The 26439-nt window shown below is 70.6% G+C and carries 27 protein-coding genes and 6 pseudogenes; 19 read left to right on the forward strand and 14 right to left on the reverse strand.

Annotation, left to right across the window (positions count from 1 at the left end; translation table 11 throughout):
* Positions 1-31: 31 nt before the first annotated feature.
* Positions 32-226 (reverse strand): hypothetical protein, encoded by a 195-nt coding sequence (locus GGE06_RS09625; RefSeq protein WP_147321025.1) that lies wholly within the window; start codon positions 224-226, stop codon positions 32-34.
* A gap of 643 nt (positions 227-869) precedes the next feature.
* Here GGE06_RS09625 and GGE06_RS42370 point away from each other — a divergent pair.
* On the forward strand, positions 870-1241 hold the full coding sequence (locus GGE06_RS42370) for a DUF6009 family protein (protein WP_376773516.1): 372 nt from the start codon (positions 870-872) through the stop codon (positions 1239-1241).
* Between the two features lie 96 nt (positions 1242-1337).
* Here GGE06_RS42370 and GGE06_RS09635 read toward each other — a convergent pair whose 3' ends face one another.
* Positions 1338-2258 (reverse strand): alpha/beta fold hydrolase, encoded by a 921-nt coding sequence (locus GGE06_RS09635; RefSeq protein ID WP_184930532.1) that lies wholly within the window; start codon positions 2256-2258, stop codon positions 1338-1340.
* A 427-nt stretch (positions 2259-2685) separates the two neighbouring features.
* On the opposite strand from GGE06_RS09635, the gene GGE06_RS09640 reads away from it, so the two are divergent.
* A complete protein-coding gene (locus GGE06_RS09640; protein ID WP_184930533.1) occupies positions 2686-2868 on the forward strand; it encodes a hypothetical protein in 183 nt (60 codons plus the stop codon).
* 323 nt (positions 2869-3191) lie between these two features.
* Here GGE06_RS09640 and GGE06_RS09645 read toward each other — a convergent pair whose 3' ends face one another.
* Both GGE06_RS09645 and GGE06_RS09650 read right to left on the reverse strand, forming a co-directional pair.
* Positions 3192-3743, reverse strand: coding sequence for a hypothetical protein (locus GGE06_RS09645; protein ID WP_184930534.1), 552 nt, complete (start codon positions 3741-3743; stop codon positions 3192-3194).
* Positions 3744-4023: 280 nt separating this feature from the next.
* A pseudogene (locus GGE06_RS09650) lies at positions 4024-4257 on the reverse strand (CGNR zinc finger domain-containing protein); the annotation flags it as partial.
* A 161-nt stretch (positions 4258-4418) separates the two neighbouring features.
* Between GGE06_RS09650 and GGE06_RS09655 the strand changes: the two are divergent.
* From GGE06_RS09655 to GGE06_RS09670, 4 genes are all read left to right on the forward strand, one after another.
* The gene (locus GGE06_RS09655; RefSeq protein WP_184930536.1) at positions 4419-5141 is read left to right on the forward strand and encodes a molybdopterin-dependent oxidoreductase; all 723 of its coding nucleotides are present in this window, start codon (positions 4419-4421) and stop codon (positions 5139-5141) included.
* Positions 5128-5802, forward strand: coding sequence for a cytochrome b/b6 domain-containing protein (locus GGE06_RS09660; RefSeq protein ID WP_246532389.1), 675 nt, complete (start codon positions 5128-5130; stop codon positions 5800-5802). Before GGE06_RS09655 ends, GGE06_RS09660 begins: the two co-directional genes overlap by 14 nt.
* A 258-nt stretch (positions 5803-6060) precedes the next feature.
* On the forward strand, positions 6061-7683 hold the full coding sequence (locus GGE06_RS09665) for a DUF6351 family protein (RefSeq protein ID WP_184930538.1): 1623 nt from the start codon (positions 6061-6063) through the stop codon (positions 7681-7683).
* A 36-nt stretch (positions 7684-7719) separates the two neighbouring features.
* Positions 7720-7878 (forward strand): hypothetical protein, encoded by a 159-nt coding sequence (locus GGE06_RS09670; protein WP_184930539.1) that lies wholly within the window; start codon positions 7720-7722, stop codon positions 7876-7878.
* A 372-nt stretch (positions 7879-8250) separates the two neighbouring features.
* Here the strand turns inward: GGE06_RS09670 and GGE06_RS09675 are convergent, their stop codons facing one another.
* Positions 8251-11019 carry a helix-turn-helix transcriptional regulator gene (locus tag GGE06_RS09675; protein WP_312883075.1) on the reverse strand — a complete coding sequence of 923 codons (2769 nt, stop codon included), beginning with the start codon at positions 11017-11019 and terminating at the stop codon, positions 8251-8253.
* 576 nt (positions 11020-11595) lie between these two features.
* Here GGE06_RS09675 and GGE06_RS42375 point away from each other — a divergent pair.
* Both GGE06_RS42375 and GGE06_RS44010 read left to right on the forward strand, forming a co-directional pair.
* Positions 11596-12006 (forward strand): hypothetical protein, encoded by a 411-nt coding sequence (locus GGE06_RS42375; RefSeq protein WP_246532390.1) that lies wholly within the window; start codon positions 11596-11598, stop codon positions 12004-12006.
* Positions 12006-12614 (forward strand): annotated as a pseudogene (locus GGE06_RS44010) (Bax inhibitor-1/YccA family membrane protein); the annotation flags it as partial. The gene GGE06_RS42375 and the pseudogene GGE06_RS44010, both read left to right, overlap by 1 nt.
* 71 nt (positions 12615-12685) lie before the next feature.
* Here the strand turns inward: GGE06_RS44010 and GGE06_RS42380 are convergent.
* Together GGE06_RS42380 and GGE06_RS09690 are read right to left on the reverse strand one after the other, a co-directional pair.
* Positions 12686-12916: a hypothetical protein gene (locus tag GGE06_RS42380; RefSeq protein ID WP_246532391.1), complete on the reverse strand. Its 231-nt coding sequence runs from the start codon at positions 12914-12916 to the stop codon at positions 12686-12688.
* 81 nt (positions 12917-12997) lie between these two features.
* Complete coding sequence (locus GGE06_RS09690) at positions 12998-14056, reverse strand: alpha/beta fold hydrolase (RefSeq protein ID WP_116156913.1); 1059 nt, start codon at positions 14054-14056, stop codon at positions 12998-13000.
* A gap of 257 nt (positions 14057-14313) precedes the next feature.
* Between GGE06_RS09690 and GGE06_RS09695 the strand changes: the two genes are divergently transcribed.
* Entirely contained in the window at positions 14314-15126 is an 813-nt protein-coding gene (locus GGE06_RS09695) for an alpha/beta hydrolase (protein ID WP_184930542.1), read from the forward strand.
* Positions 15127-15502: 376 nt separating this feature from the next.
* Here GGE06_RS09695 and GGE06_RS09700 read toward each other — a convergent pair whose 3' ends face one another.
* Complete coding sequence (locus GGE06_RS09700) at positions 15503-15745, reverse strand: hypothetical protein (protein ID WP_116156911.1); 243 nt, start codon at positions 15743-15745, stop codon at positions 15503-15505.
* A 457-nt stretch (positions 15746-16202) separates the two neighbouring features.
* Between GGE06_RS09700 and GGE06_RS09705 the strand changes: the two genes are divergently transcribed.
* From GGE06_RS09705 to GGE06_RS09715, 3 genes are all read left to right on the forward strand, one after another.
* Positions 16203-17066 (forward strand): Bax inhibitor-1/YccA family protein, encoded by an 864-nt coding sequence (locus tag GGE06_RS09705; RefSeq protein ID WP_184930543.1) that lies wholly within the window; start codon positions 16203-16205, stop codon positions 17064-17066.
* A gap of 78 nt (positions 17067-17144) precedes the next feature.
* Entirely contained in the window at positions 17145-18107 is a 963-nt protein-coding gene (locus tag GGE06_RS09710) for an RNA polymerase sigma factor (protein ID WP_184930633.1), read from the forward strand.
* Positions 18108-18397: 290 nt separating this feature from the next.
* Complete coding sequence (locus tag GGE06_RS09715) at positions 18398-18625, forward strand: hypothetical protein (RefSeq protein ID WP_312883076.1); 228 nt, start codon at positions 18398-18400, stop codon at positions 18623-18625.
* Positions 18626-18942: 317 nt separating this feature from the next.
* On the opposite strand, the gene GGE06_RS44015 is transcribed toward GGE06_RS09715, so the two are convergent.
* Together GGE06_RS44015 and GGE06_RS42385 are read right to left on the reverse strand one after the other, a co-directional pair.
* Entirely contained in the window at positions 18943-19374 is a 432-nt protein-coding gene (locus tag GGE06_RS44015) for a hypothetical protein (RefSeq protein ID WP_376773519.1), read from the reverse strand.
* 17 nt (positions 19375-19391) lie between these two features.
* Positions 19392-19661, reverse strand: a complete 270-nt coding sequence (locus tag GGE06_RS42385) for a translationally-controlled tumor protein (RefSeq protein ID WP_246532393.1) — start codon at positions 19659-19661, stop codon at positions 19392-19394.
* A gap of 255 nt (positions 19662-19916) precedes the next feature.
* On the opposite strand from GGE06_RS42385, the gene GGE06_RS09725 reads away from it, so the two are divergent.
* The 5 genes from GGE06_RS09725 to GGE06_RS09745 all read left to right on the forward strand — a co-directional run bounded on the left by GGE06_RS09725 (position 19917) and on the right by GGE06_RS09745 (position 24834).
* Entirely contained in the window at positions 19917-20792 is an 876-nt protein-coding gene (locus tag GGE06_RS09725; protein WP_184930544.1) for an alpha/beta fold hydrolase, read from the forward strand.
* A gap of 44 nt (positions 20793-20836) precedes the next feature.
* Complete coding sequence (locus GGE06_RS09730) at positions 20837-21283, forward strand: VOC family protein (protein WP_116156906.1); 447 nt, start codon at positions 20837-20839, stop codon at positions 21281-21283.
* Positions 21284-21381: 98 nt separating this feature from the next.
* Positions 21382-22845 carry a dihydrolipoyl dehydrogenase family protein gene (locus tag GGE06_RS09735; RefSeq protein ID WP_184930545.1) on the forward strand — a complete coding sequence of 488 codons (1464 nt, stop codon included), beginning with the start codon at positions 21382-21384 and terminating at the stop codon, positions 22843-22845.
* Positions 22846-22963: 118 nt separating this feature from the next.
* Entirely contained in the window at positions 22964-23590 is a 627-nt protein-coding gene (locus GGE06_RS09740; RefSeq protein WP_184930546.1) for an HAD family hydrolase, read from the forward strand.
* A 161-nt stretch (positions 23591-23751) separates the two neighbouring features.
* A complete protein-coding gene (locus GGE06_RS09745; protein ID WP_184930635.1) occupies positions 23752-24834 on the forward strand; it encodes a protein kinase family protein in 1083 nt (360 codons plus the stop codon).
* A 90-nt stretch (positions 24835-24924) separates the two neighbouring features.
* Here the strand turns inward: GGE06_RS09745 and GGE06_RS44020 are convergent.
* Both GGE06_RS44020 and GGE06_RS44025 read right to left on the reverse strand, forming a co-directional pair.
* A pseudogene (locus tag GGE06_RS44020) lies at positions 24925-25227 on the reverse strand (DUF6924 domain-containing protein).
* Positions 25228-25252: 25 nt separating this feature from the next.
* Positions 25253-25630 (reverse strand): annotated as a pseudogene (locus tag GGE06_RS44025) (hypothetical protein); the annotation flags it as partial.
* Between GGE06_RS44025 and GGE06_RS09755 the strand changes: the two are divergent.
* Positions 25542-25736, forward strand: a complete 195-nt coding sequence (locus GGE06_RS09755; RefSeq protein WP_116156901.1) for a hypothetical protein — start codon at positions 25542-25544, stop codon at positions 25734-25736. The pseudogene GGE06_RS44025 and the gene GGE06_RS09755 overlap by 89 nt on opposite strands.
* Positions 25737-25789: 53 nt before the next feature.
* Here the strand turns inward: GGE06_RS09755 and GGE06_RS09760 are convergent, their stop codons facing one another.
* Both GGE06_RS09760 and GGE06_RS42390 read right to left on the reverse strand, forming a co-directional pair.
* Positions 25790-26023 (reverse strand): hypothetical protein, encoded by a 234-nt coding sequence (locus GGE06_RS09760; RefSeq protein ID WP_184930548.1) that lies wholly within the window; start codon positions 26021-26023, stop codon positions 25790-25792.
* A gap of 100 nt (positions 26024-26123) precedes the next feature.
* Positions 26124-26297 (reverse strand): annotated as a pseudogene (locus GGE06_RS42390) (TetR family transcriptional regulator); the annotation flags it as partial.
* A gap of 71 nt (positions 26298-26368) precedes the next feature.
* On the opposite strand from GGE06_RS42390, the pseudogene GGE06_RS44030 reads away from it, so the two are divergent.
* Positions 26369-26425, forward strand: a pseudogene (locus GGE06_RS44030) (peptidase inhibitor family I36 protein); the annotation flags it as partial.
* Positions 26426-26439: the final 14 nt, after the last annotated feature.

Below are 26439 nucleotides of genomic sequence, written 5' to 3' on the forward strand. Positions count from 1 at the left end.
GTGTCACACCTGGCGCCTGGTGTCGGACCGTTCAGCGGAATGCCGTAGGGGACGGCCCGAAACCCGACATCGCTGCTATGGCCGCCCAGGTCCATATCTGGGTGGCGTCGAGTCCGGTGACCGGGACCTTCCAGTCCGGCACCGAGGGGTGGGAAGAGTCTTGGCGGCCGGCGACCGGCGGCAGGCTCTTGGTGCGGCCTTCCTTGACGTACGCCTTGAGGTTCATGCTCTCGCCCGTCTGTCCGGTCGGATCACCCCTGGTGAGCGATGCCGATGTCCGTCGTGGTCCGCGGGAAGCGGGTCCCGTGCCGGGGGAAGTAGCACGGGACCCGCGGCTCGCGGGGTGGAAGGTGTGCCCTCGGGCGTTCGGGGCTCCGAGGGCACATCACTCTCTCCTGGCAACCATTCAAAATGGTTACGAGAAGAAATTAACAGTCGATCAGTAACTGGTCAAGATGGTTATGTGTGTATCGCTGGGCGGGCTGGGCGGAAGGAGTGTCTATGGGCGTGCGTACACCGTTGGTCTTCACGACCGCAGGACCGCAGGCATCTGTTGTCCTAAGGGGCGGGTGTCATACGCGACGAGGGGCCGGCAATCCTGCTGTGGCTCATCGAGGGGGCCACGCGCTACCTGGCCGCCTGAGGCCCTCTCGAAGGTCTCGCCAAGGTCCGCTTCGCGATCACCGCCTACACCGCAACCGAGGACCGCATCGGCCGCTTCCCGGCCGAGTGCTGCACCGGGGACGCCGATCCCCGGGGCGATCTGCAGGTGGAACAGGGCCTGCTCCACGCGGAGTGCAGCGCGTGGTGCACTCCGGCGAGGACTGGGGCAAGTCGACGAGGGAGGCGCCGCGGCCACGAGCTCGCTGTTGACGGAGAGCGACCTCGTCCACGAGGAAGAGGTGGTGCGGCGGGAGGACCTCGAAGCGCTGGACTGCGTACGCCGGGCCCGGGACAAGACGCGGTGCCGCAACACCAAGTCACCGTATGTCGGCGACGGGCGCGTGGCCCGGTACGCCCTCCTGGACGACGGCGCGTCCCCGGATCCGGGCTGCGGCCTGTACCTGCGTCGGGCGTTCTTCCTGCTGTCCCACGACCGGGACAGCCGTCCGGACAGGCTCTACCGAGAAGGCACGCCGGGTGAGGCGGTCGACCCCCGGACCGTCGCGCCCAAGAGGCCGGCGGCCAAGACTCCCGGGTCCCAGAGCGGTTCCGCGGCCGTGGCGACGTCCGGGCAGTGATCGTGCCGATCGAGCCCGGCGCCGACGGGCGAAGCGGCGAAACGACGCGGTGCCGTCCTCTTGCCCGGAAGGGAGGACGGCGCCGCGCCGTGCGTCTCAGAGGGTGTCGGTGACGAAGTCCAGAACCGCGTCACGGAAGGGCTCGGGCTCCTCGATGTGGCCCAGGTGGCCGCTGTTCTCCAGGACGACCAGCCTGGAGCCGTGGATCAGTTCGTGGAGCTCCCGCGACCAGCGCGGTCCACAGATGACGTCGTGCCGCCCGACGACGACCAGTGTCGGAAGGTCCAGTCCCTTCAGCGCGGCCCGGTCGTCGATGACGTCCGGACAGAGGTCCTCGTCCAGTCCCGAGACGTACGTGGCGCGCACGGCGTCCCGGACGGGACCGAAGCGCTCCTCGTTGCCCCAGTAGTCCGCGAAGTACGACGGAAGCACGCCCCGCGCCACGGCGAGGGTCGAGGCGTCGTCCGCGATGGAGGACATCGCACCGAACGCGGCCAGTACGTCGGCGAGACCAGGGTGGTCGGCGTACTTGGCCGCGAACTCCTGCACCCTGCGTCCTGCCTCCTCGCCGTGTTCGGGGCCGGTGACGGGCGCGCCCCCGTACAGCACGACGCCCGCCAGCCGCTCCGCGCGGTGCAGGGCGTGGTAGGCGGCGACGAAGGCGCCGTGCGAGTGGCCGAGGAGGTGAACCTTCTCGACGCCCAGGCGGTTGGTCAGCACTGCAAGGAAGCGGCTGTAGCGGTCCCGGGTGTAGCCATGCGGGTGAGAGGGGAGTCGCCCGGAGCCGCCGGTACCGATGGGCTCCACGTAGACCATGGTCAGGTGCCGCTCCAGGAGCGGCATGCGCATGTACTCCCAGAAGATGCCGGGGCCTCCGGAGTGCACCACGCAGACGGGGCCGTCGCCGTACACGTGGTAGCGCTGCGCGATGCCGCCGACCTCGAAGGAGCGGGCGCCGACGGAGAGCGGGCCGTTCGGCTCCCGCAGGGCGGAGTCGGGGTTCGCGGGGGTGTTCATGAGGGTCTCCCTAGGGTGAGAAGGCTACTGACACCGGCAGGACGCGGCGGAGACCCGGAAGTTCGATTCCAGCTCTGTGACCTGCGTCACTTGTCTGCGTCTCGGTCGCCCCACGGGGGTGGGGTGGCGGAGACGTCCGGTCAGGCCACGGGCGCGAGGTCGGGCCGGTGTTGCCGAGCTGTTCGGTGGCGATCTCCGGCGGGACTGGCCATGTCACACCCTTGGGCTGGCCGGCTCTGGCCGGTCGCCGGCAAGGAGCCCGCCGGCGGCTCGCACAGGGGAGGGTGGGTACCGTCGGGAATCATCGAGGCCCAGGAGACGCCCTCGGTACGGTCCCTGAACTCCTGTCTCATGGCGTCGAGGCCTGCCGGCTGCTCGATGAGGCCAGGGCCGCAGTGAGCCGGCGCCGGAAAGCGTCGGCCTCGGGATGCCGGCTCACGTCCCGCAGCAGGACGGGCAGTACGTACCGCTCGGCCACGATCCACTGCGCAGCCTGCGCCCGGTCGGCGAACCGTTGGGGGTGGACCTCGGCGTGTGGAAGCGGCAGGACGTCGTCGCCCTGGCGGTATGCAAGGAGGGGGCGGTCGCGGCGTCGGCACTGTGCAGGTAGTGCTCGAACATGCGGGCGCGCGCCTCGACGAGGCGGGCTTCCCCGTCCACGCGGCGACGCATGTCAGGGCGGGGATGTCGCTCTGCCCGGCCGGCAGGGGGACGTGCCGCGCACCGCGGTACGGGGCGGAGGGAGCCGTCGCGTGGCAGGGGCGACTCGAGGCCGTGGGCCAAGAGGCGTCGGACGTGCGAGCCCGCTCGCGCGGCGATCGCACACGTGGTGGAGCTGTCGAACGGCACCGGTATGTCCCGCCGCGCCGAGAGGAGGCGGGACACGTCCGCGCGGGCAGCATGTGCCGACGGGATCATCCTGGGTGGAGGACGTCAGGCCTTCGCGGCGAGGGTGTACATCACGGACCGCTGCTGCTTGTGACGCCGGATGCGGCCCTTGGCCACGAGCGACTCCAGGGTGTTGCGCACGACCTGCGGGGTGGGGCTGCGGTCCGGGTGCTTCTCCAGAAGCTCCTCCCGCAGTTCCTTCGCCAGGCGCGGCTCGTCGTGACCGCCGAGCAGGTCCATCAGGAGGTCTCCGAGCAGAGGCTGCCGCGACTTCCCCTTCGCGGCGGCCTGCGTGGTCTTTCCCGTCTTGGCCGCACGCCGCGCAGGTGTGCCGGCCGCAGCCGGAGCGGACGACCGGCGCGACTTCGTCCCGGCGATTACGGGCTCCTCCTGGGCCTGCTCGGGCAGGGGAGAGGCTTCCACCAGACCTTCGTACCGTTCGGCGAGTTTGAGGATGTCGACCAGGAGGGCTTCCTCCTGCTTCAGCATCCTGATCTTCTCGGCCAGCTCCTGCTGACGTCGACGGTTATCTTCCAGGTCCGACGCGGCCTGATCCACGAGCCGCGCGCGGAGCGTGGATGCTGATTGGCTGGTCACAACCGTTCACTCCCTAGTAATGGATGACGCTGCGCATGGTACCCACGCCGGGTCTTTTGTGCAGAAGGCCCGGGGCGGGGAGACATACGCCCTCAGCACCGTGTTGCTCGTGAAGTGTCGGGAGGCACAACGAGTCCTCTGTACAACATGCCCCCCCCAAGTGTGTCCATGAATCCCGCGATGCGTGCACGGCACACGTGTCACGCGAGCGCATCGGCGGCCGGCAGCGTGACGCAGGGCCCTGCGCCGTGGCAACAGGGCCCTGCGTGGAGTGGACCGGTCAGCGCGCGGCCAGTGCGGGCGGTTTCCTCTTACGGGCCCGGTAAGCGGCTGCCTTGAACCGGTTTCCGCAGGACTCCATGCCGCACCACTGCCGTCTCGCACCCCGTGACCGGTCGACGTAGACGCGGGTGCACTCCGGGTTGTCGCACTCTTTGAGCAGACGTGACTCGGCGCCACCGAGCAGTTCGACGGCCCCGCGGGCGACGGTGGACAGGGCCTCCTGCGGGATCGCCGCACACGAAGACATGTCGAGGTGTCATATCACCACGCTGGCAGGTTACCTGGGTGTGGGCAAGAGATTTCGCTGTTGACGCCGTCATGGGCGTGTGCCACTATCGTAACCACTTTAAAGGGTGATGGCGTGTGTGCTGAGTCCATGAAGGAGTGGGGAAGATGGCAGATCGACCGAAACGAAGTGCGGACGGCGCACCGGTGGGGCGGCGCGCGCTGCTTGGCGTGCTGGCCGCGGGCGCGGCCGGACTCGTCGCGGCGCCCCCGCTCCAGCGCGGCTGGGAGAACTTCCTCGGCGCCGCTTCCCAGGTCGACCGCACGGGACTCACCGGACTGCTGCCCAATCCGGGCGGCTTCCGCTACTACAGCGTCGTCGGATCCGTGCCGCGCAAGGACGAGCGCAACTACGCGCTGACGATCGGCGGTCTGGTCGAGAATCCCAGGACCTACACCCTGCCCGAGCTGCGGGCGCTTCCGCAGACGCGGGTCGTCGGCGACGCGGTGTGCACCGACGGCTGGCGGGTGGACAACACTCCCTTCGACGGCGTGAAACTGGCGGACCTGCTCGATGCCGCCGGTGTGCGTGGCGAGGGAACGGCGGTCCGTTTCACGTGCTTCGACGGTGCCTACACCGAGAGCCTCACCCTGGAACAGGCCCGCCGCTCGGACGTCCTGGTCGCGCTGAACATGCAGGACAAGCCGATCACCCATCAGCAAGGCGGCCCGGTCCGTCTGTACGTGGCGCCGATGTACTTCTACAAGTCGGCCAAGTGGCTGTCCGGCATCGAGGTCACCGAGCAGGTCGTCGCGGGCTTCTGGGAGGAGCGCGGCTATCCGGTCGACGGCTGGCTCGAGGATGCGGACCGGACCGATGGCGCAGCCTGACCGGGACGGCCGCGTCAGGCGGTTCGGCCCCGTCCCGCGGACCGTCCACCGGGCCACCGGCTGGCTCATGATGATCTGCCTGACCACCGCCGCGTGCCTGTACCTGGGTCCGCTCGCGCAACTCGTCGGCCGGCGGCACCTCATGGCCATGGTCCACGAGTGGTCCGGCATCCTGCTGCCGGCGCCCCTCCTGCTCGGACTGCTGTCGTCCGAGTTCCGCGCCGACCTGCGCCGTCTGAACCGCTTCGCGGAGTACGACCGGCAGTGGCTGCGGGCCGCCCGCAGGCGTCTGACCTCGCCGCAGGCCCGGCCGGCCGGCAAGTTCAACGCGGGGCAGAAGCTCTACGCGGGCTGGATCGCCGGTGCCGTCCTGGTCATGATGTTCACCGGCCTGCTGATGTGGTTCATGGGGCTGCTGCCCTTCATCTCCCGCACCAGCGCGATCTTCGTGCACGACATCCTGGCCTGGACCATCACCTTCGTCCTGATCGGGCACATCCGCAGGGCGTACGCGGACCCGGAAGCCCGACTGGGCATGCGGACCGGCTACGTCAGCCGGTCCTGGGCGGACCGGCACCACTCCCGGTGGCTCGGCGAGGAGCACGCCGACACGGAGAGCGCGCCTCCCGCCGCGACACCGTCGCGTCCGGCCGTCGAATGACCCAAGGGCGTGGAAGGCAGCCGCCGTTCCGAGGACCGTCCGGCGGCCTGTGTCCACACCCGTGCCACCCATGGCGGCAACACCGACCGTCAACTGACTGATGTACCGCAGCATTCCGCACGGACAAGGTGAGAACCGACGATCCCGTGCGGCACCGGGCGCGCACCCGGACCACCGATCGTCCGTCCCCGTAACCCGCTCGACCGGTGGCGAAAGAGCCGCCACTCCGGGCGGGTATCTACTCCTGAGAGGAAAGCCATGAGAAGACGACTTCTGACCGCCGTCGCGGCGGGGGTGCCGCTGGCCGCGGCGGTCTGCCTGCCGACCGCATGGGCGGAGAGCGGGAGCTCCGCCTCCCGGTCGCTCGACTGCTCGACCGTCACCGTGCAGGCCCCCGAGGGCACCACGGTGGCGAGCGTGGAGGCGGTCGACCGTCCCGCGGGCACCGTCGACGTACCCGCGGTCCCGCCCCTTCCCGCCTCGCAGGTCACCGATGTGCCGGGCTACTGCGACGTGACGGTCACGCTGACCCACCCGGGCGAGGGCGACCAGGCCGAGGTGAAGGTCTGGCTGCCCAGGGACACCTGGAACGGGCGCCTGCAGACCGTGGGCGGCAGCGCCTTCGCCGCCGGCGACTACGGCTCCGCTCTGGCCGGCGCGGTCAAGAACGGCTACGCCGCAGCCACCACCGACGCCGGCGTCAAGACCTACCTCGACACGAGCTGGGCCCTGGACGCCGGCGGGCAGGTCAACGCCTCCCTGCTGAAGAACTTCGCCTCCCGGTCCGAGCACGAGGCCGCCGTCGTCGCCAAGCAGGTCATCAACGGCTTCTACGGCAGGGCGGCCTCCTACGCGTACTTCAACGGCTGCTCCACCGGCGGCCGCCAGGGCTACGCGGAAGCCCAGCGTCACCCCGACGACTACGACGGCATCCTCGCCAACGCGCCCGCCATCAGCTGGGACGAGTTCGAGGTCGCCACCCTGTGGCCGCAGGTGGTGATGAACAACGAGAAGACCTACCCCAGCGGGTGTGAGTTCGACGCCTTCAACACCGCGGCCGTCAAGGCGTGCGACCCGCTCGACGGCGTCAAGGACGGCCTCGTCGAGAACCCGGCCCGCTGCGACTTCGACCCGCGCCGGCTGATCGGCACCACCCTCGAGTGCGAGGGCAGGCAGGTCACCATCAGCGCGGCCGACGCGGCCGTGGTCCGCAAGATCTGGGACGGCCCGCGCACCACGTCGGGCCAGAAGCTGTGGTCCGGCGTCCCGATCGGCGCCGACCTGAAGTTCCCGTACCTCGCGGGCACGCTGCCGGACGCGAACGGCGACCTCAAGGGCCAGGCGTTCCCCGTCCCGGCCTCCTGGGTCCAGTCCTGGCTGAAGAAGCAGCCCTCGTTCGACGTCTCGACGATCACCTACAGCCAGTTCACCGAGCTGTTCCGGCAGTCCCAGGCCGAGTACGACGAGGTCATCGGCACGGACGCCCCGGACCTGACCGCGTTCCGCAAGTCCGGCGGCAAGCTCCTGACCTGGCACGGCCGACAGGACCAGCTCATCCCCACCCAGGGCACGGTGACCTACCGCCAGCAGGTCGAGCGGGAGATGGGCGGCGCCGAACGGGTCGACGACTTCTACCGTCTCTTCCTCGCGCCGGGCACGGCCCACTGCGCGCTGACCGGTCAGACCGACGACCTCGGCGCGCTGCGGGCCTGGGTCGAGGAGGGCAAGGCGCCCGTGACGCTCACCGCCACCCTGACCAACTCCGCCGGCAAGCAGGTCACCCGCGACCTGTGCGCCTACCCGAAGGTGTCGCGCTACAAGGGCTACGGCGACCCGGCCGCCGCCGACAGCTTCCGGTGCGTGTACCCGTCCCGGTACTGATCCGACCGGCCCGCACCAGAGAGAGGCCGACCCACCATGACCGCCCACACCACGACGCCCGGTACGCCCGCGACCGGTGAGCGTTCCTCCCTGACGCGGCTCTGCCCGTCCCGTGGCATCCTGGCCGTGGTGTGGGCCCCGGCCATCGCCGGAGCCCACCGGAAGTCCCGCCGGCGGGCGACCGGGACCCTTTGAGCACCCCGGTGCGTCACTGGCTCGGCCCGCCCTTGACAGGGGGCGGGCCGAGCCAGTGTGCGTTCTGCGGGGTTCACGGTCCGGTCAGGGAAGAACGAAGGTACGCGGCCCGCGTCGGGGTGACGACCGGTTGTCAGGCGGATGTCATCCCGCCTCCACGCAGCAGGGCGACGGCGACCGCGCCTCAGTCGACGGCCTCCGGCACGAGCCGGCGGGCACGAGCCGGTAGGCGTGCTCCAGCCGTGCGGCGAGCGGCGGGACGGGTAGGTCGAACAGGGCCGTCATGTCGCAGGCGCTTCGTCGGCTCTCATGCATCGGCTGTCAATGGCCCCACGCGGCCGTGCTGTCGGAGGCGCTCTCGTCCCGACGGTGTCAGATGCTTCCGTCGCGGGAGACCTTTCCGAGCGCGTCCCGCAGCGCGGCCCGCGAGGTGATGCCCAGTTTGGGGAACACCCGGTACAGGTGGGAGCTGACCGTACGGGGGGACAGGTGCATCCGTTCGCCGATCTCCTTGTTGGTGAGTCCACTCGCGGCGAGGTCCGCGATCCGGTGCTCCTGCCAGGTCAGCGAAGGCAGACGGGACGAGGACGCGCGCTCGGCGAAGCCGGCGGCCCGCAGTTCGGCCCTGGCCCGCGCGGACCAGGCGACGGCTCCCAACTGTTGGAAGGCTTCCGCTGCCCGGCTCAGCGCCTCCCGTGCGGCCTTGGGGCCCTGGGCGTGCCGGATCCGGATGCCATGGGCGAGCCGGATGCGGGCCGTTTCGAACGGGAAGAGGGACGCCGCCCCGGCCGCCTCGGCCCTCTCGTACATCGCGGCCTCCTCCTCGTCGTCCTCCGCGGTCATCGCCAGGGCGCCGTGGGTGATCAGCGCCAGCCGGGGCGAGATGCCGGGCAGACCGGCCTCACGGGCGGCCAGGGCATGCCGACGGGCCTGCTCCACGCGGCCCGTGTGCACCGCGGACTCGACGAGGTCGAGCAGCGTGCGCGAGGCCTGGTGGGCATAGGGCTCGAACGAACCGGGCGTCGTGATGCCGATCGCGTACAGATAAGCGGTCTCGTAGTCGCCCTCGCTCAATGCCGCCGTGGTGCCGACGGCGTCTGCGATCTGGGTGAGGAAGCCGACGCCGCGGGGACGCGCCCAGGCGTCGACCACGGACTGGAGCTCGCGCGCCCGTTCCAGCCGGCCGCGCAGGGCCGCGACGAGGGCCAGGTAGGCGCGACTGTGATGGGCGAACAGAACGTGGTCGTGGACCGTCGCCAGCTCCAGAGCGCGCTCCCCGGAGCGCTCCGCCTCGTCCCAGTCGCCGACGGCGATCTGGTCGAGCATGATCAGGTGCACCATGGTGATCGCACTCGATGTCGCCCCGGTCTCCACCTCGCGGTCCACCGTGCGCTGGAGATGAGGGCGGTACTGGCCCAGCGCGTCGACGTGGTACGCCGCCACACCCAGGCGGGTGACGTCCCAGGGCTCCAGGCCGCGCAGTTCGGCCAGGGAGCCCTCCACCCGCTCGTGCACCCCGGCTCCGTGCCGCACCACGTCGCTCCAGGCGTCCCGGTAGATGAGGGACCTCTGCGGGACCGAGCCGCCCAACGAGTCCAGGAGGGCGCGGGCTTCGCGCCAGGCGGCCGGATCGCTCGCGTACTGGCAGATGGCGAGCAACAGGTTGACCAGCCGCGACAACATCTCGTCGGTTCCGGTCATCACCCCGTCCCGTATGCCCTCGATGGCTGCCACGAGCCGGCGGCGCGAGAAGCGCACGTCCCCGTCCTGGTACAGCGCCATGTACGTGGAGGCGATCACCGACGCGGGCGAGTTGTGCAGGCCCGGCACGACATCGGAGCGGACCAACGCCTGTGCCTGGTCCAGGAGGGCGGCCTGTCCCGCGATGAACGCCGCGTCGCCCAGCCGCCGGGAGCGGCCCTCGTGGTCCTCGCTCAGTTCCGCGGCGCGGGTCAGCCATGCCACGGCGGCCAGGGCGCCGCCGCGCCGGATCACGGATTCCGCCGCGGCCTCCAGCTCGGCGGCGACCTGCTCGTCGGGGTCCACCGTCGAAGCCGCCAGGTGTGTGGCGTGGCGCTCGATGTCTTCCCGGTGCACCCGCGCGAGGGCCGCGTGAGCGGCGCGCCGTTCGTTGGGAGTCGCCAGCTGCACGACGGTCGAACGGACCAAGGGGTGACGGAAGACGAAGTCCCCGGTGAAGGGGTCGATCTCCAGCAGCCCGCTGAGCACTGCGTCGTCGGCGTCCTTCATGCGGTACCGCGTGCCGCCGAGGGGGCGGCCGGCGCTCCTTCCGGCCGCGACGCCGTCGAGGGCGCCGCGCAGCAGTTCCGTCCGCACGGCGTCGTCGAGGCTCCGGATGCGGTTTCCGTAGACGTGCTGGAGTCGATGGGGGAGTGGGACGTTCTGGTGGCCGAACGGATCCCGACCGTCGTGGCCGGCCCGTTCCTCGGTGAGGAACGGAGGAAGTTCGAGCAGGGCCAGCGGGTTGCCCTCGGCCTCGTCCAGAACCACGCGACGCAGCCGTGGCGGGATGTCAGGATGGCAGGCGGTCAGCAGCAGTTCGGAGTCCGGTCGGGACAGGGAGGGCAGGAGCAGCTCCGGGAGCGCGGCCGTGTCGAAGCGGGACGGGATGTCCGAACGCAGCCCCACGACGAGCCTCACGGAGCTGCCGGTGAGCCGGCGCCCCGCGAACCCGCACACCTCCGCGCTCGCCGCGTCCAGCCACTGGCCGTCGTCCAGGACCAGCAGAAGCGGCTGTGGGGATGCCGCGAGGGCCAGCAGATCCAGTACCGCGATGGCGAGAGTCATCACCGAAGGGGGCTTCGCCGCGCCGCGGCCGAAGACCACGTCGAGCACCGCCCGGTGGGCTTCGTCCAGTCGGTCGATATACGGGAGGAGCGGGTACAGGAACTGGTGCAGTCCCGCGAACGGCAGGTCCGACTCCGCCTCCACCCCGGTGGCTCGGAGCACCCTGTGGTTCGCCCTGTCGGCGACGTCGGCGACATGGTCGAGCAGCAGACTCTTGCCCACGCCCGTCTCGCCCCTGACCACGAGGGCCCCGCCGCCGGCATCCGTGACGAAAGCGGCCAGTTCGCGCTGTTCCCTGCTGCGACCGACGATCGTTCTGCCGAGTGACTCCACGGTCCTCGTCCCCCTTCTCGGCCCTGCTCCGGCCCGGAGCACTCTCCCGCAGAGTAGACGGATGGTGTCCCGAGATACATACATGTGTCAGCCATCACATCCGCGCCCCTGTTTGCCGCGGCCTGCGGTCGACACACATGTCGTGCCACCCGGCAATTCGACATGTGTCATGGTTTCACGCAACACACGTGTCAAAGCGCGCGGGCGCATGGGTGATCCACTTGCCGCGAAGGAGATTGCGAGATCGAGATGAGCACAGCCGTTCCCTCTCCCTCCCTCGGGGACCTGCATCCGGTGGACATGACGGTGCTGAGGGACGCGGTGCTCGTACCGGGGACGACGGGTACGAGGCCGAGTGCGCCACGTACAACCTGAGCGTCTCCCTCGAACCGGCCCTTGTGCTCGGCGCGGTCGACGAGAACGACGTGCGCATCGCCGTCCGCTTCGCCGATCGGCACGGCCTGCCCGTCGCCGTGAAGGCCACGGCCCACCAGGTCGTCTCACCCGCCCGGGCCGGACTACTGATCACCACGACCCGACCTACCCGTACTGCCGGAGCCTCTGCGCGGTGCCTTCGTGGTGCACCTGCGGATCGGATTCCTCGGCGCCCCCGAGGACGGGGCGCGGCTGATCGCACTGCTGCGGGCGGTGGCACCCGTGCTGGTCGATCTGGTGGGCGAGAAGCCCTTCGCCTCTATCGGGGAGATCCACCGGGACCTGGTCGACCTCATGGGCCCCGGAGAGGCGGAGCTGCTGCGGGCGCAGTGGGCGGACGTGACGAACGGCCTGGAGCCGTGGGCCGCGGACCGGGGCATGGCCAACTTCCTGTCCCCGGACGAGGCGACCGACGCGGAGGGCGTGCGGAACGTCTACGGACCATGGCGGTGCGCCCGGCTCGCCGAGGGGAAGAGGGGCTACGACCCCGCCGACTTCTTCCGCTTCAACCGCAAGGTCAAGCCCGCGAGGTCAAGGGGGAGATCTCCGTGATGGGCGCCGAACCCGGACTCCGTCCGTTCGAGAGCAGCAACCCGGTACTCGCACGTCAGAGGTACCGGCGTCAGGACGGACAGAAGACCGCTGCCCGGGATCCGATGGCCGAGGTCCCCTCTGGAGGCGAGCGGCCTGCCGCAGCCGACGAGGCGCGGCGGGTCCCACGGTCCGGTACCAGACCGTCGCCCGATCTGGTGGGCGATCCGATGACCACGAACGCCGTCACCGCCCGTACCGCCTCGACGCTCGCCGTGGCAGCCCTGGCCGCGGTCCTGACGTGGACGGTCCCGCCGGTCGACCCGGCGCGGTCGGGCCCCTCGTACGCCCTGGCGGCCGGCATCGGCCTGGGCACCGTGCTCCTGGTGGTGCTCCAGTGCCGGGGCCGCCCGTCGTCGGCCCTTCCGGCGTTCGTCTTCGCGGGCTTCGAGGCGGCCTTTCTCGGCGTCCTCTCGAACACGGCCTCGGCGCACCTCGCTCCGGGCGTCTTCGTCCAGCTCGTCCTCGGCACGATGGCGGCCTACGCGGGTGTGGTGGCCGCCTACCGACTCCACCTCGTACGGATGGCCCGCCGCGCCCGTGGGTACGCCCTCGCCACGCTTCTGGGAGCGCTGCTTTTTTGGAACGGCGGATCTGCTGCCGACCGTGCTCACCGACACCGACGGCCTCGGTCCCCGCGTCAGCGGCCCCGCGCCCCGGACCAGGGGTCCTCGGCGAGCGCCTCGGCCAGCGCCCTGGCCAGGCCGCAGAGCAGCCTCTCCCCCTTCTCGGCGGTCGCCGCGTCACCGTGGCCCGCGGCGCCCGACGAGGCGATGCGGTCGAACGAGACGGGCAGGAGGACCACGGCGTTCTCGGCCGCGCGCTTGCGTAGCTCGGCCGCAGTCATGTGGTTCCACAGGACTGCGGCCATGGAGGCCTTCTGCGAGGGCGGTCCGCGCCGGCGGACGGGACCTGACGGGGGACGGGCCGGACGACGCCGGCCCGGACTCCGCTAGAAGTGGTCGACGTCCACGACGGCCTGGGCGAACGCCGTCGGCGCCTCCTGGGGCACGTTGTGGCCGATGGACAGCGCGCGGTGCTCATACGCCCCGGTGAACTTGGCGCGGTAGGAGGAGCCGTCGCCGGGCTGTGCCGTGAAGGGGTCACGCAGGGGATCGATGGTGAGGGTGGGCACCCCGATGGTCGGTCCCGTGGCGAGTACGTCCTCGTAGCGGTCGTAGCGGGGCTCGCCCTCGACGAGGCCCAGCCGCCAGCGGTAGTTGTGGATGACGATCGCGGCGTAGTCCGGGTTCTCGAAGGCGGCCGCGGTGCGCTCGAAGGTGGCGTCGTCGAAGTCCCAGTCCGGGGAGACGAGATCCCAGACGAGCCGCGTCAGATCGTGGCGCAGGTCCTTGTGCTCCATGGCCTTCCTGCCGCGCTCGGTGGCGAAGTAGTACTGGTACCACCAGGTGTGCTCGGCGGCCGGCGAGATCGGCTCCAGCTGCATCTTGCGGTCGGTGATCAGGTAACCGCTGACCGACACCAGGGCCTTGACGCGGTCGGGCCACAGGGCGGCGAGAATGTCGCCCGTCCGCGAGCCCCAGTCGAAGCCGGCGACCACGGCCTTGTGGATCTTGAGGGCGTCCATGAGCGCGATGACGTCCAGCGCGATCACCGACTGCTGGGCGTTGCGGAACGTCCGGGGGGACAGGAAACGCGTCGTGCCGTGGCCGCGCAGGTAGGGCACGATGACGCGGTAGCCCTGGTCCGCCAACAGGGGAGCGACGTCGACGTAACTGTGGATGTCGTACGGCCAGCCGTGCAGGCAGATGACCGCCGGCCCGTGCGCGGGCCCCAGCTCGGCATAGCCGACGTCCAGCAGGCCGGCCCTGATCTGCTTGAGGACCGGGAAGGAGGTGTGCGTGCCCGGAGCGATCGTCGGCACGACGGGTGTCTCGCCGCCTCGGCCCGGGACGGACGCGTTCGAGACGCCCTGGAGGCCGGCCAGCGAAACGGCGGCCGCTCCCGTGCTCAGACCCATCGCCTTGGTGAAGGTACGCCTGTTGATCATGTGAAACCTTCCGTGCGCAGTGGCTTGCTCCCTGTCCACTCTTCTCCTCGCCAGCCCCCTCGCGCATCAGTCACATGACGGTGATGCGCGAGTCGCGGGACCGACGACACCCGCCGTGCGTACGGGGACACCCCAGAGGCGCCGACATTCAGTCATTCGACTGTTTCCCCTTGGAAGGCGGTGGACGACCCTGGTCCTCAGCACGTCCCGCACACTCCTGTGCGGCTGTCCGACAACGCCCGTGGAGGGACCGTTCCGTGAACCGAACTCCCGTCGTCCTCATCCACGGCGCCTGGCTGCACGCCTTGTCCTGGCAGTCCTGGATCGACCGCCTCGCCGGCCGGGGCTTCGAGGTCGTCGCCCCGGGCTGGCCGGGAGAGCCCCCCACCGTGGGCGAGGCGCGCAGCCCGTCCGTGACCACGCCGAGCCTCGGACTCGACGGGCTCACGGACCACTACGCGAGCGTCGCCCGCTCCTTCGACGCCCCACCGGTGATCATCGGGCACTCGGTCGGCGGGCTCGTCGCCCAGCACCTCCTCGACGCCGGACTGGGCCGGGCCGCGGTGGCCATCGCCCCGGCACCGATCGCGGGCGCGCCTCCCGCGCCGGAACTGACCGGGCGGGCCGTGCGCTCCGTACCGCCCGACTCCCCGGACGACGGGACCGCGACCGTCTCGCTGAGCGTCGAGGAGTTCCGCGCGTGCTTCGCCAACGCCGTGCCGGAGGAGGAGTCCTCGTGCCTGTTCCGGCACTACGTCATCCCCTCCTCGGGCCACCTGCTGTCCGACCTGGTCAGGGAGGACGTCACATGTCACCCGCGTCGGAGGGTGGACACCCGGAACGCGCGGCGGGGCCCGCTGCTGCTCATCTCCGGCCAGGAGGACCGCATGGTGCCCGACAGCGTCACACGCTCGGTCTACAAGCTGTACGGCGACTCGACGGCGACGAGTGACCTCAAGCAGTTCCCCGACCGCGCGCACTCGCTGACCGTCGACAGCGGCTGGCGGTCCGTCGCCGACCACGTCCTGCTGTGGCTCGCGCTCCAGGGCATTCACGGGACCGAGCCGTAAGGCGGGTCTCCTGCGGTCGCGCAGTCCCGTGCCGTGCCCGGCCATGTCGCCCCGGGCGTCGCGGTAGATCGCGCTCAGCGGGTGGACCCGGACGCCGAGGGGCCGAGGAGCCGTTCGGTACGCCGCCCCAGGGCGTCGGCACCGGAGCACTGCGCCATGGCCAACAACGTGTCCACCACGTGGGTGAGCATGCCGTCGAACCTCCGACCGGGTCCTCCCCGACCCTCTCGGTCGCCGCGACGAGGCGCTCCGGCGCCCCTCCCTCGTGGTAGAAGCCCGTCCAGGCCGAGGTCACCACTGTGGCCAGGGAGGCGGTATAACCAGGGCGCGGTGCCGAGCGATGCGCGAGTCTCTCCGCCTCGTCCAACAGGGCTGCCTACCCCGCGATGTACGAGGCCTCGTGGAGGTGCCTGGACCGGTCCGCCGCGTGCTCGCTCAGCCAGGCCACGGACGCCGACGCACCACCGCGCTGGGCGGCGGAGCGCGCCGCCGCTTCCAGTGCTGTGGCCACCTCGTCGTCGGGATCGACCGCGGCGGCGGCCCCGTCCAGTGCGCCGCGCAGTAGCTTCCCGCGTGCGGTGGCATCGAGGCGTTCGATGCGCGCCGCGTAGACCTGCAAGGCGTTGGCTGCTCTCTCGGAGTGGCGCCGTGGGGTCGCGTCACGCCGAGAGCCGCCCTGCCGGGCGACATGTTGCCGCTGCCACCGGCTCTCCGCTCGCCGGATGTGTCGACGGTGAGTGCAAGCGTACGTCGTTCTCTTCAACACGTGAATGGCGTGAGATCTCCTTTTACCGGTGGAATTGACCTGGTGCGGTCCCGATCACGTGCCGCTCGGGCCTGCAACCCGTGAAGTGACCGACCCGCAGCGATCGCTAGACCGCGGCGCAAACATGTGTGTATCCGTGGTTCGGTGTCGGCAGACGTGGTTCGACTCCGAACCACCGCGCCCCTTGCACCTCGCCACGTCACCTGTCAGAGTGGTTACGCGCTCGGAAGGGCCAGCTCGAATACCGCCCCTCCGTGAGCATTCCACTCAGGACATGGGCCGCACGGACCGCGGCACGGGAGGGAACGACATGCGCAGCAGCAACCCGGTCTTCTCGCGGCGGGGTTTCCGCCGTGACGACGGCGCGGACCGGTTCACCGCCCGACAGCCTCAGCCGACGCTCGCCGGCGAGGCCCTCACCAACCCCTACGCCGACCCGCATCCCGGGCCCGCGGAAGGGAACTCCGAGGCCGACGGACGGGCCGCCGACCCGGCGATGACCATCGACGACGTAGTGGTCCGCACCGCAGCCACACTCGGCACCGTCGTCCTCACCGCCACGCTGTCCTGGCTCCTGCTGCCCGTCGACAGCACCGGCATAGGGCGCTCGTACGGCATCGGAGTCGCCGCCGCCCTCGTCGCCTTCGCCCTCTCGATGGTCCAGGCGTTCCGCCGCGCGCCGTCCCCGGCGCTGATCCTGGGCTACGCGGCCTTCGAGGGCGTCTTCCTCGGCGTCGTCTCCAGCGCCGCCTCCGCCTGGATCTCTCCGGGCGTGGTGATCCAGGCGGTACTCGGCACCATGGCGGTCTCCGCGGGTGTGCTCATCGCCTACAAGCGGCGCTGGATACGTGTCACGCGGCGGTTCCACGGCTTCGTCATCGCCGCGGCCACCGGCTTCCTGATCCTGTTGGCGGCCGACGCCCTGTTCTCGCTCTTCGGCGCCGACGGCGGTCTCGGCTTCAGCAGCGGCGGCCTCGGCATCGCGTTCGGCCTCATCGGCATCGCGCTCGGCGCGGCCTTCCTGGCCCTGGACTTCAAGCAGGTGGAGGACGCCCTCACGTACGGCGCTCCCCGGCAGGACTCGTGGCTCGCCGCCTTCGGGCTCGTCACCACCCTGGTGTGGATCTACCTGGAGGCCCTCCGCGTACTGTCGATCCTCCAGAGCGACAACTGACACGATCCCGCGCCCCCGGGCAGCGTGCCGGTACCAGCCGCACCGGCCGGGGGAGTGGTCATGAGGAAAGGGCCGGCCATGGCCGTGGTGTCGGAGGACATCGAGCGGGTCGAGGACGCCGCGTTGACCCGTGCGGCCCAACGGGGCGACGCCGCGGCTCTGGGACTGCTCCTGGAGCGCCACCGCCCCGGCATGCGCGCCGTCGCGCTGAGCCTGCTGGGGCCCGGCCCCGACGTGGACGACGTGATGCAGGACGCCGCCCTGGTGGCGCTGCGCCGCATCGGCGATGTCCGCGACCCGGCAGCCGTCGGCGCGTGGCTGCGGATGGTCGTCCGCAACGGCAGCCGCTCGGTGCGGCGCGCGGCGGCCCGTACGGAACCGTTGGCGGAGGTGCCGCTGCCACCGGGGCTGACCACCCCCGAACACGTCCTCGACAAGCACGCGCTGCGCGACTGGATCTGGGAGGCCGTCGAAAGCCTCTCACCGGCCCTGAGGCTCCCCGTCGTACTCCGCTACTTCTCCGCCGGCGTCACCTCCTACCAGCAGATCGCGGAGGCGTGCGGCATCCCCGTGGGCACGGTCCGCAGCCGGCTCAGCCAGGCGCGCACCGGCCTGGCCAAGGCCCTGGAAGCCACTGCGGCAGGCGCGCACGACGACGTCCGGAGGCGGACCGAGGAGAGCTGGCTGGAGGTACGGGACACCCTGGCCGCCGCCGAACGCGGGGAGTACGGGAAGGTGGTCTCCGACCGGTACACACCCGGCGTGACCCTGCTGAGCGCCGGACAGCACCTCGGCGGCAGCGAACTCCTGGTGGCGGGCATGGAAGGCGACCTGTCCGCGGGCGTCCGCCAGCGCCCCGCCCACGTGATCGCCGGGCGCTCACTGGTCGTCTGGGAGATGGACCTCGTCAACCCGCCGGACGCACCGGACCACTGCCCGCCCGGCGTGGCCTGGATCATGACGCTGGAGGGCGGTCGTGTCGACCGCGTGAGCCTGTACCACACCCCGCGCCCGGACCCGGCGGTCCTGGCGGAGCCGTAGGCAACCTGTCTGATACGCAGGGAGCCTCGTGAGTAGAAGGCGTCGCTGCTCGCCCCCATATGCGGTGAGCGCACGGTGCTGAGCCCGCGCGGGTTCTCCGGGCGCGCGAGGCCGTGCTCGGTGGGCCTCGGTGGCATCGTCCTGAGCGTCATGCCGGAGGTGCCACTGGCACCCTGCTGTCCGGTATGGCCCGGGCCGGCTTGCCGTCGCCTAGTGCCTCCAGCGCAAGACAACCAGGAACCCGTGCCCCTGGCCACCGACGGTGCGCAGTACAGGCTTAAGCTCCGGTCGTGACGAACTCCTTCCGGTGCACTCACTGCGGCACCATCGGCCTCGAACCCGGCTTCGTCGAGGACGCCGGCCAGAGCTCCCGCGGCTACGCCCGCTGGATACAAGGCGCCCTCGAACGAGGCCCCTTCGGTGGCGCCAAGCGCTTGGGCAAGCCCGCCTGGCAGATCGACGCCTACCGCTGCCCCAACTGTGCCCACCTCGAACTCTTCGCCGGCCACCGCGCCTGATCCCGGCGCTCGCACGTAGTCCCGCCCACTCGGCTGCGGCGTAGGGTCGGTGCGGACTCGCGCCCGTGTGCATCGACGCTGGGGTGTCCTGTAGCGCTCGCTTCAGGCCGGAGCGTCGTGCAGGAGGCGGCTCCATCTGGTACGTCCGGATCGAACAGGCTGTCGCCGACATCGCCGAGGATGCCCGCACGGGACTTCACGGTGTTCCGGCCCCGGGCCGACGGCATGGTCATCGCCAAGCCGGCGCTGTCGGCGGAGTAGTCCGCCTGGTCGAAGAAGCAAGCGCGCGCCGCTCAACTGGTCTGCGCGGAGTGCGACTACGACCTTCGCGCGCTCGAGGACGAGGCCCGCATGCCGCTCGACGCCCGCCTGCCCGAGCGGCCCAAGTCGCGGCGGCTGGTGTGCGGCCGGTGTTGCCATGACGGCGTGGACGACAGGACGGGCCCTGGTCGCGGGGGTAGGGGGCCTCGTCTCGGAGCGGGCTGTTGGCCTGCGTCGGAGCTGGGAAGGCATTGCTTCGGTGCCGGAGCAGGTCGGGCTGTGGAGTCAGTACACCTCGACCTTGAGTCCTGGCGGATGTAGTACAGGAAGGGGGTCTCGCCGTCCTCGCCGGTCTTCATGAGGACGACCACGGCCTCCTGGTTCATGCTCTCGCCGGTGAAGAACCGGTAGTTGTCGAAGTCGGCGAGCACCCCCTTGAACCCCTCCTGGATCTGCTGCTGCCATGCGGTCCGCTCGTCCGCGGACACCCTCTTCGACAGCCCGCTCAGGTACGCCTTGACGTGACCGGTGTAGTTCTTCTCTTGTCGTACGCCGTCTCCGTGAGGCGGTGCGCGCCAACGGCGTTGAGGGCGGTGGCGCCCTCCGAGCCGGTGGTGTCGTCGGTTTCCTCGCTGCTGTCGACAGCACCAATGTCGATCGCCCCAACAGTGCGGGTGACGTACTTGCCCTCGACGACATAGCAGATGCCGTCCTCCTTGATCGGGAACGCGTCGGACACGAGCTCATCGCCGTTGACAACGTCGTACACCTTCATGCAGGTCTCCATCCCTCAGGGCTCGGTGCGGGCACCTCACTGTGGGGGGGGCGGTGTTCGACGCCCCTTCCAGTGACCGTCAGTGACTGATGCGGGCGCCTGTGCGCAGTAGCGAGAGTGGGGCGCACGCACATGTGAACCAAGATTCGTCACCGTCTTGACAGGTTACGAAGCGCCTGACAAGTTAGTCACCATCCAAACGGGTGACGACGCAATGGCGTGCTTACCGATCCACTCTCGAAGGGAATCGTCGTGATGAACAGCAAGGGCGCAGGCAAGCAGCGGGTACTGACCGGGGCCGCCGCGGCCGTCGTCGTGGGGGCCGCGTTCGGGGCCTTCGCCCTGACCGGCACCGCCAGCGCCGACGTCACCACCACCGCCAAGGCCGCCGACGCCACCGCCCAGGCCGGTTCCCACGGGCCCAAGCCCACCATCGTGCTGGAGCACGGCGCGTTCGCGGACTCCTCCAGCTGGAACGGCGTCATCTCCCGACTGCGCACCGACGGCTACCCGGTCGTCGCCGCCGCCAACCCGCTGCGCGGCCCCCACGACGACGCCACCTCCCTGCGCGGGCTGCTCGACCACATCAAGGGCCCGAAGATCCTCGTCGGCCACTCCTACGGCGGCTCCGTGATCAGCGAGGCCGCCGCCGACCGCCCCGACGTCAAGGCCCTCGTCTACGTGGCGGCGTTCCTGCCCGCTCCCGGCGAGACCGCGCTCGAGCTGACCAACAAGTACCCCGGCTCCACCCTCCCCGGCACCCTCGACCCGGTCACCGTCACCAACCCCGACGGCACCACGGGTACCGACCTCTACATCCAGCAGGACAAGTTCCACCACCAGTTCGCGGCGGACGTCCCGCGCAACGAGGCCGCCCTCGCCGCCGCCGGCCAGCGTCCCATCGCCCAGGCCGCCCTGGAGGAGAAGGCCACCGTCGCCGCCTGGAAGACCATCCCCAGCTGGGCCGTCGTCACCACCCAGGACCTGAACATCCCGGTCGCCGCACAGCGCTTCATGGCCGAGCGGGCCGACGCCCACATCACGGAGGTCGCGGCCTCGCACTCCGTCGCCGTCTCCCGCCCCGGCGTCGTCACCCGCGTCATCGAGGACGCCGCGCGCGCCACCCGCTGACGCCCCCTCCCCACACCACCGTCTCCGAAAGCGAGAGCACTGCCATGGACCTGAAGCTCGAAGTCGTCGTCATCCCCGTCTCCGACGTCGACAAGGCCAAGGAGTTCTACATCGACACGCTCGGCTTCCGCGCCGACGCCGACTTCCCCATCCACGACGGGTACCGCATCGTCCAGGTGACGCCCCCCGGCTCCGCCTGCTCGATCATCTTCGGCGAGGGCCTGACCACCGCCCCCGCCGGCTCGGCCCAGGGACTGCACCTGATCGTGACCGACATCGAGCAGGCGGTCGGGGAACTGACCGGCCGCGGAGTCGCCGTCGACGGCCCGTTCCACGACGACACCGGCGCCTTCCACCACTCCGGCGGCACGCACCGGGTGCCCGGCCTCGCCCCTGAGCGCCCCAGCTACGGCACCTTCGCCTCCTTCACCGACCCCGACGGCAACGAGTGGTTCCTCCAGGAGGTCACCGTCCGCGCCCCGGGCCGCTGACCACCCCGCACCATCTCCCGGAGGCGGCCGCCCCGGCCGTCCGGCCGCCTCCGGTTCTCCTTCGCCCGGCCGCACATCCCATCCGCCTGGAGCCCCTTGTGACGACCGAAGACACCCGCACCTACGACGTCGTCGTGATCGGCGCCGGACCGGTCGGCGAGAACGTCGCCGACCGCACCGTCGCCGCCGGACTGAGCACCGTCATCGTCGAGAGCGAACTCGTCGGCGGAGAGTGCTCCTACTGGGCCTGCGAGCCCAGCAAGGCCCTGCTGCGTCCCGCTCTGCTGCGCGCCGAGGCGAGTCGTGTCCCCGGTCTGGACCCCGCAGTGGCCGGACCGCTGGACACCGCGGCCGTGCTGGCCCACCGCGACCGCATGTCCGCACACTGGAGCGACGAGGACCAGGTCGAGTGGCTGAAGTCCGCCGGCATCGAACTGCTGCGCGGCCACGGCCGGCTCGCCGGACCCCGCCGCGTCAGTGTGACGACACCGGACGGCAGCACCGTACTGCTCCACGCCCGGCACGCGGTGGCCGTCTGCACCGGCAGCCGCGCCGCCCTCCCCGATGACCTGGCCGGACTCGACGCACTGCGCCCCTGGACCAGCCGAGAGGCCACCGCCGCCAAGGAAGCGCCCCGGCGGCTCGTCGTCGTCGGCGCGGGCGTGGTCGCCACCGAGATGGCCACCGCCTGGCAGTCCCTCGGCAGCGAGGTCACGCTCGTCGCCCGCGAGGACGCCCTCCTGTCGCGCATGGAGCCCTTCGCCGGCGAACTGGTCGCCGAGCAGCTGCAGAAGGCGGGCGTCGACCTGCGCTACGGCACCACCATCCGGCACGTCGAGCGGACCGACGGACCCGACAGCGAAATCAGGATCCTCCTGTCCGATGGAACCGAGCTGTCCGACGGAACCGAGCTCCTCACCGACGCCCTGCTGTTCGCCACCGGCCGAGCCCCGCGCACCGACGACATCGGCCTGGACACCGTCGGCCTCGCCTCCGGCGAGTGGCTCACCACGGACGACACCCTGACCGTCACCGCGGTCCGTGACGACTGGCTGTACGCGGTGGGCGACGTCAACCGGCGCGCCCTCTTCACGCACCAGGGCAAGTACCAGGCCCGCATCGCCGGCGCCGTCATCGCCGCCCGTGCGCAGGGCACGCCCCTCGACACCGGGCGCTGGGGCGCCCATGTCGCCGCCGCCGACACCGCGGCCGTCCCCCATGTCGTCGTCACCGATCCCGAGGTCGCCGCCGTCGGCCTGACCACCGTCGAGGCCGAGCGCACCGGCCGCCGGGTCGACGTCGTCGACTACGAACTGGGCAACCTGGCCGGCGCCCACCAGTACGTCCCCGGCTACCGCGGCACCGCCCGCGTCCTCATCGATCCCGAGCGGCGCGTGGTCGTCGGAGCCACCTTCGTCGGCCCCGGGGTGGCCGAACTCCTGCACTCCGCGACCGTCGCCATCACCACCGAGGCCCCGATCGACCGGCTGTGGCACGCCGTCCCTCCGTTCCCCACCATCAGTGAGGTGTGGCTGAGGATCCTGGAGACCTACCGGGGCTGAACACCAGGGTGAACCGGGGGCGGGCCGCCGCGAGGGACGGAAGGGCACATGTGACATCCACACATGTACCCGTCGCCCCGGCACACGCTCCGTACACCTCACCGTCTAATGTCGTGCCATGACCAACCTCAAGGGGCTCGTCCTCGACTTCGGCGGAGTACTCACCACACCCCTGGTTCCTGCCGCTCTCGCCTTCGAGGAGCGCGCCGGACTGCCCGAGGGCACGCTGCTCAACGCCTTGTACCTGGACGAGGAGATGGTCCGGCGGACCGAGGACCTGGAGCGCGGCGCGATCACCCAGACCCAGTGGAACACCGCCGCGGCCGAGCGCATCGGCGTCCCCGCCGACGACCTCATGGGACGCATCTTCGCCGACCTGCGACCGGAGGTGGCGCTGTTCACCGCCGCCGACGCCGCCCGCCGGGCCGGGATCAAGGTCGGCATCCTGTCGAACTCGGTCGGCACCGACCCGTGGAACCTCTACGCGGGACACGACCTGGAGCACCGCTTCGACGCCGTCGTGATCTCCGAGGACCACGGACTGCGCAAGCCGGAACCGGAGATCTTCCGGCTCGTCCTCGACCGGCTCGGACTGCCGGCCGAGGCGTGCGTGTTCGTGGACGACACCGAGCGCTACCTGCCGCCCGCCGCGGCGCTGGGCTTCGCCACCGTCCACGCCAAGGACCCCCGGCACACCGTCGCCGAACTGGAGGACCTCCTCGGGGTGCCCCTGACGGCCCGGTAGCCCGTCGAACACAGGGCACGCGAGAAGCAGACCCTGAACTGCGGCACCGTGCGCCCGTTCAGGTGAAGGGTCGTGTGCGAGAGCGGCTGACCTCATCAGCGTATGGTCGATGCCGTACGCGGGACTGCCGAAGCCCTGGTTCGAGCACTGAGGAGCCGTCGATGCTGGACCGGGACTTGCTGCGCGCCGCGCGCCTGGCTGATTACGGGACCGTGAGTACGCAGCTCTCCTTGCTGAGCGACCACCGCCTCGGGGAGGCGGTGGCAGCCGCTGCCCCGCTCGGGTCGGGCATCGGCGGCAGGTCGGCAGAGCTGGACATCGACGGAACGCGCGTCTTCGTCAAACGGATCCCCTTGACGGACACCGAATTGCGCCCGGAGAACGTGCGGTCGACGGCGAACATCTTCGCATTGCCGATGTTCTACCAGTACGGGGTGGGCTCGGCCGGGTTCGGTGCCTGGCGGGAGCTCGCCGTGCACACCATGACCACGAACTGGGTTCTCGGCGACGAGTATGCGGGATTCCCCCTGATGTACCACTGGCGGGTTCTGCCCGACTCCCCTCCCGAAGGATTCACCGACGCGTTCGGCGGCTTGGAGGGGGCCGTCGCGCACTGGGAGGGGTCACCCGCCGTTCGTGACCGGCTGGAGGCCATCGGCCGGTCCTCGCACAGCCTGGTGGTCTTCCTGGAGTACGTGCCGCACACACTCGCCGGATGGCTGGCCGACCACCGCAAGACTGCCATGCCGGCAGGCGGGGACGGCTCGCCCTTCCGCTGGGTGGAGCAGGCTCTGATGGACGGAGCCGCCTTCATGAGTTCCCGCGGACTCGTCCACTTCGATGCTCACTTCGCCAACATCCTGACCGATGGCCGACAGCTCTACTTCGCTGACTTCGGACTCGCCCTGAGTTCCCGCTTCGACCTTGCGGCGAACGAGTCCGACTTCCTCGTGGACCACCTCACGTACGACCGCTGCTACACCGCGAGCCACCTGCTCCGATACCACTTGCTCGACGGCGTGCGCGGTGACACGGAACCCGAAGTCTTCCTGCACGACTGGATCGCGGGCCGGCGACCCGACGGCATCCCGCTCGAGATCACGGCCATCATCGACCGGCACGCAGGCCCTGCCGCTGTCGTGGACTCCTTCTTCCGCCGTCTGTGCACCGAGAGCAAGCAGACGCCGTTCCCGGCCGCGGAGATCGAGCGACAGTTGGGTGCCGGCGCCACCATTCCGAGCTGATCCTCGCCCTCGTCACCGACACACGGCCGCCCCAGGCCTCCGTCCGCTTCCTGAAGCGCGGCGCCGCGCCCGCCGGGTGGGTCGTTGCGTTCAGAAGCCCCGGAACACCCCGTCGTCGCCGACGGCGTCCACGAACTCCTCCCAGCCCATGTCGGCGACGGCGATGTTGTTCTCGATGGACCACAGCGCCTCGGCCGTGACGCGCAGGGTCTTGTGGCTCTCGGACACCTCCTCGTCCTCTTCGGAGGGCGAGACGGCGAGTACCTACAGGTCGGGCGTGGTCAGGGCCGTCCTGTCCGCCAGGAACAGCAGGGACTCCCCGTCCGGTACGAGGGCCACCAGGTCCGCGGCGGTGAGGTCGCGGTAGACGGGGTCGTCGACGATGAACAGCATGGGGAGGCACCCGTCCTCCCCCGTGGGGGGTCGTGACCGCTGTGCGGAGCTCCTGCCAGGCGACCTCGTCGGAGAAGTCCGTCCGGACCAGCAAGGTGTCTTCCGTCGGAGGCAGGGGTTTCATGGCGTGGCCTCCTGAAGGGTATGTGGAGGGTGGTGTGCTCCGGGGAGGCATGTTGGTCACACGAGAGTTGCTATGAATGCACACGATGCTTTCGTCACCGTCTTGACAGGTTACGCATGGGCGAGGATAGTGAATCGTGTTCGGAAGGCGAGCAGAGCGCGATTCATGAACGATGAAGGGGAGACCGGCCATGAACAAGGAACTGACGAGCGACCCCGCCGCGGTGGCACGGCACGAGCGGTTCGGCAGGCTCCCCGAGCGGATCGGCTTCGAGAGCATGACCGAGGAGAAGCCGGCTGAGCCGAGTGCCGGGGCGAACGCCCGGTACAACCCCGAGGCCTCGTGGAACTACTTCTCGTGCCTGGCCCTGGACCTGGGGCTGTAGCCGACGCCCGGCCCGGTGCCCCGCGGATTCCCGCCGGGCACCGGGCCGGCAGTTCACGCGCCGGCGCGCAGCCCGTCCATCAGGATGTCCAGGGCGTCCCGGCGGCCGGGCGAGGCGCACTGACCGCCTTGTGCCCAGGCGTACGACATGGGCAGCAGCACCTCGTGGACGGAGACGTCCTGGCGCGACCGACGGCCCGTGCGGCAGGCGGCGAGCAGTCCCTCCAGCGCACGGCAGATCCGTGCGTACGCCGGTCCGCCGGCGTCGGTCCGAGTGACGGCCGCCACCGCCCGGGCCGAAGCGGTGCCCAGCGTGCCGTTCGAGCAGCAGGGCGGCCGCGTCCGCCAACTCCTCGATCGTGTCCTCACGGACCGTCAGCAACAGGTGGTCAGGGGTGGGAAAGTGCCGGTGCACGGTGCCCTGGCCGACTCCCGCTCCACGGGCGACCGCCTTCAGCGTCGCGTCCGGCGTGTGCGCGAAGGCCTCCCGGGCGGACCCGATGACGCGCGCGTGGCTCCGCGCCGCGTCACATCGCATCGCACGGCGGACGGTGTACGCCATCGGCACCTCGCTCGCGGCACTGGCAATGACAGTCGCCGGAGTCGCGGTCACGACGGGGGAGCTCGTCGGCGGCGACCGCCTGTCCGCAGGGCGGCATCTGCCTCTACAAGGACGCCGACTATCAGGGCAGCGTCTCCATCGA

Source organism: Streptomyces nymphaeiformis, assembly GCF_014203895.1.
GTDB lineage: Bacteria > Actinomycetota > Actinomycetes > Streptomycetales > Streptomycetaceae > Streptomyces > Streptomyces nymphaeiformis.

What these genes read in the sequence shown, in the direction of transcription:
- GGE06_RS09665 (WP_184930538.1), top strand. Translation starts at nt 6,061, where the DNA reads ATGAGAAGACGACTTCTGACCGCCGTCGCGGCGGGGGTGCCGCTGGCC.
- GGE06_RS09755 (WP_116156901.1), top strand. Translation starts at nt 25,542, where the DNA reads ATGAACAAGGAACTGACGAGCGACCCCGCCGCGGTGGCACGGCACGAG.
- GGE06_RS09690 (WP_116156913.1), bottom strand. Translation starts at nt 14,056, where the DNA reads ATGATCAACAGGCGTACCTTCACCAAGGCGATGGGTCTGAGCACGGGA.
- GGE06_RS09635 (WP_184930532.1), bottom strand. Translation starts at nt 2,258, where the DNA reads ATGAACACCCCCGCGAACCCCGACTCCGCCCTGCGGGAGCCGAACGGC.
- GGE06_RS09655 (WP_184930536.1), top strand. Translation starts at nt 4,419, where the DNA reads ATGGCAGATCGACCGAAACGAAGTGCGGACGGCGCACCGGTGGGGCGG.
- GGE06_RS09660 (WP_246532389.1), top strand. Translation starts at nt 5,128, where the DNA reads ATGGCGCAGCCTGACCGGGACGGCCGCGTCAGGCGGTTCGGCCCCGTC.
- GGE06_RS09730 (WP_116156906.1), top strand. Translation starts at nt 20,837, where the DNA reads ATGGACCTGAAGCTCGAAGTCGTCGTCATCCCCGTCTCCGACGTCGAC.
- GGE06_RS09740 (WP_184930546.1), top strand. Translation starts at nt 22,964, where the DNA reads ATGACCAACCTCAAGGGGCTCGTCCTCGACTTCGGCGGAGTACTCACC.
- GGE06_RS09705 (WP_184930543.1), top strand. Translation starts at nt 16,203, where the DNA reads ATGCGCAGCAGCAACCCGGTCTTCTCGCGGCGGGGTTTCCGCCGTGAC.
- GGE06_RS09670 (WP_184930539.1), top strand. Translation starts at nt 7,720, where the DNA reads ATGACCGCCCACACCACGACGCCCGGTACGCCCGCGACCGGTGAGCGT.
- GGE06_RS09710 (WP_184930633.1), top strand. Translation starts at nt 17,145, where the DNA reads ATGGCCGTGGTGTCGGAGGACATCGAGCGGGTCGAGGACGCCGCGTTG.
- GGE06_RS09725 (WP_184930544.1), top strand. Translation starts at nt 19,917, where the DNA reads ATGAACAGCAAGGGCGCAGGCAAGCAGCGGGTACTGACCGGGGCCGCC.
- GGE06_RS09745 (WP_184930635.1), top strand. Translation starts at nt 23,752, where the DNA reads ATGCTGGACCGGGACTTGCTGCGCGCCGCGCGCCTGGCTGATTACGGG.
- GGE06_RS09640 (WP_184930533.1), top strand. Translation starts at nt 2,686, where the DNA reads ATGCCGGCTCACGTCCCGCAGCAGGACGGGCAGTACGTACCGCTCGGC.
- GGE06_RS42385 (WP_246532393.1), bottom strand. Translation starts at nt 19,661, where the DNA reads ATGAAGGTGTACGACGTTGTCAACGGCGATGAGCTCGTGTCCGACGCG.
- GGE06_RS09625 (WP_147321025.1), bottom strand. Translation starts at nt 226, where the DNA reads ATGAACCTCAAGGCGTACGTCAAGGAAGGCCGCACCAAGAGCCTGCCG.
- GGE06_RS42380 (WP_246532391.1), bottom strand. Translation starts at nt 12,916, where the DNA reads ATGGCCGCAGTCCTGTGGAACCACATGACTGCGGCCGAGCTACGCAAG.